This is a genomic window from Mycoplasma zalophidermidis, assembly GCF_024742155.1.
Classification (GTDB): Bacteria; Bacillota_I; Bacilli_A; order Mycoplasmatales; family Metamycoplasmataceae; genus Mycoplasmopsis; species Mycoplasmopsis zalophidermidis.
This window is the reverse complement of record NZ_JANSFS010000014.1, coordinates 1-1437: the sequence shown is the minus strand read 5'-3', so window position 1 is coordinate 1437 and position 1437 is coordinate 1. Positions and strand designations below refer to the sequence as shown.

1 protein-coding gene is annotated in these 1437 nt (G+C 30.3%); it reads left to right on the top strand.

All coding sequences use genetic code 4. The annotated features are described in order from the left end of the window. A partial coding sequence (locus NW238_RS03600; protein ID WP_258451855.1) for a hypothetical protein occupies positions 1 to 1437 on the top strand: 1437 nt, incomplete at both ends.

Below are 1437 nucleotides of genomic sequence, written 5' to 3'. Positions count from 1 at the left end.
GCATTAAAAGATGCTCTTACTGAAGAAATGAAAGCCATTTTCGATGAAGTAGAAAGCATAACTTCAAAAGAAGATATAAAATTAGCTGACGGAGATTCTAAAGTTAGACGTATTGGAGAATTAAAAGCTAAATTAGTTGCATTCAAAGACAAAGCAATCGCCGCCAAAAATGCTTTTGATGCTTTAGAAAATAAAGTAGCAGATTTAAACAAAGCAAAAACTGAGCAATTTGCCCAAAATAAAAAAGCAAGCGATTGAATCAATAAAGCAATTAATGATAATCAAGTTTCAACCGTTACTCAAAACATCTTAGATCCTCAATCTTACAGCGATAAAGTAAATAATTTAGATACAGCCAAATCTCAAGCTGGCGAAATTAATCGAGCTAAATCAGATTATGATCAAGAAAAACAAAATCAACCTTCTATTGATAATTCATTAGGCGAAACAAAACATTGATACACATCTGAAGTAAATAAAGTAGATGAAGCTTTAACCGCAAAACTTGCCTCACTAAATGTTAATGTCCCTGAATACGTTCAAAAAGTTAAACAAGCTTACACTGATGCTAAAGACCAGATTGCTGCTCTTAAAAAACAAATTGCCGTAAAAGCTGCCCAACAAAAACACCGCGATGCCATTAAAGCATTGAACGATAAATTAACACAACTTGATGTTGATAACAAACCAGAACTAAAAGGTTTGAAAAAACAAATAGAAGACTTAATTAAGAGTTCAGAAACAGTCGTAAAAGCAAAAGAAACTACTCCATATCAAGGTGTATCATCAAATACATTAGATCAAGAAACCAAAAAATTAAACAATTTCAAAGATAGTATTAACCAAACAGTTAAAGATATTGAAAAAGCAAAATCTGACTATCAAGTTGTTTTAAAATTAGTTGGTGAAAAAGCTACAAATCCTTTATATAGCGACCAAAAGGACGAATTAGATAACGCAAAATCAACTGCACAAAATCTAATTACTAAGGCTCAAAACGATTCAACTATTGATGAAAACACTTACCAACAACAAGCTAAATTATTAGCTGATAAATTAGTTGATCAAGCAAATGATAGATTTACCAAACTTACTGAAAAAGCAAATGAATTAATCAAAAATAATAATCTTGAAAATGGCAATTTATACCAAGATTTAAACAATAATTTAAGTCAAAAGATTAGTGAATTAGACAAACAATTGCCTGACAAGGATGATACAGCAAGCAAACTAGCCGATAAAGTTGAAAAAGCAGAAGCTTTATACAATGAGTTAAATAAAGCTATTGACTTAGCAAAAGTTGAAAAAGCAAAAGTTGATTACGAATCAAGCAAAAAGAACTTAACAGATACTTCTAACAACCTTGATGCCTATCCAAACACTAAAAAATGATTAGACTCTGAAATTGAAAGAATCAATAATACTCTAACTCAAAAA